The organism is Anaeromyxobacter oryzisoli, assembly GCF_022690765.1.
Lineage (GTDB): Bacteria > Myxococcota > Myxococcia > Myxococcales > Anaeromyxobacteraceae > Anaeromyxobacter > Anaeromyxobacter oryzisoli.
The window spans coordinates 1-1,210 of sequence record NZ_JALCZA010000169.1; the positions used below are offsets into that span (position 1 = coordinate 1).

Sequence of the window (1,210 nt, forward strand, 5' to 3'; positions counted from 1 at the left end):
CCGCCGGCGCGGTCACGCCGGCCGGCGCGCTCGCGGCCGCGTCCTTCCGGGCCTGCGCCTCGACCTCGGCCTTCGCGCTCGCCTCGGCCTCCGCCTTCGCCCGCGCCTCCGCCTCGGCGCGGGCGCGGAGCTCGGCCTCCACGCGCTTGCGCGCCTCCTCGTCCTCGCGGGCGCGGCGGTCGGCCTCGGCCTTCGCCTGCGCCTCCTGCTCCGCCCGCGCCCTCGCGGCCGCCGCCTCGTCGTCCCGCCGCGAGGCGACCGCGGGCGCCGCCGCCGCGCCGGGCTTGGCGATGCGGACGAGGAGCGTCTCGCCGGCGTCGCTCACCTCGGGCGGCGCGACCTCGACGGCGAAGGCGATCATCACGCGGGCGATCGAGCTCGCGTCGGAGCCGTAGGACAGGTTCTTCACCATGTCCACGGTGCCGTCCTGGACGGTGATCGTCTCGGGGACGCCCTCGAAGCGGGACTCGGAGAAGTCGATCACGAACCGCGACGGCTCGGCCATCGAGAACGTGGTGAAGCTCGGCTTCTTCGTGCCCTTCACCGAGAGGACGACCGTGGCGCCCTCGTCCTTGACCTCGACGGCGGTGATGACGTTCAGGTCCGCCGCGCGCGCCGGCGGGAGGACCAGGGCGACGAGGGCGAACGCGGCGAGGAGGCGAAGGCGCATCGGGGACTCCGCGGAAGGAAGACCGGGCGGAACATAGCACGGTGGGCGGAACCCCGAAAAATTCCCGGACCTTCGTGCCGATATCTCCCTACTTCCTACCGCGCGCGCGCCAGGAGCCCGCGCGCCTCGCCGACGAGGTACAGCGAGCCCGCGACGCAGACGACGCCGCCGGTGCCGGCGGCCGCGCGAGCGCAGGCGAGCGCGGAGGGCAGATCGGCGTGCAGGTCGGCGGCGAGGCCGCGCGCGGCCGCGAGGGCCTGGACCTCGGCCGCGGCGCGGGCGCGGGGCGTCGCGGGGGCGACGACGTGGAGCCGCCGGACCGCCGGCGCGAGCTCCGCCAGGATCCCGGCGAGATCCTTGTCGGCGAGGACGCCGAAGACCAGCTCGACGGGACGGCCCGGTCGCAGCGCCGGGAGCGCCGCCGCCAGCGCCGCCGCGCCCTGCGGGTTGTGCGCGCCGTCGAGCAGCACGCCCGCGAGCTCCTCGAGCCGGCCCGGCCACCGCGCCCCGGCGATGCCGGCGGCGATGGCGGCCTCGTCG

General features: G+C 77.0%; 1 protein-coding gene and 1 pseudogene. Both read right to left on the reverse strand.

Annotated elements, in window-relative coordinates:
- Positions 1-670, reverse strand: a pseudogene (locus MNZ27_RS23200) (AMIN domain-containing protein); the annotation flags it as partial.
- A 95-nt stretch (positions 671-765) separates the two neighbouring features.
- On the reverse strand, positions 766-1,210 hold a 445-nt coding region (locus MNZ27_RS23205; RefSeq protein WP_277958249.1), incomplete at its 5' end, for a glutamate ligase domain-containing protein.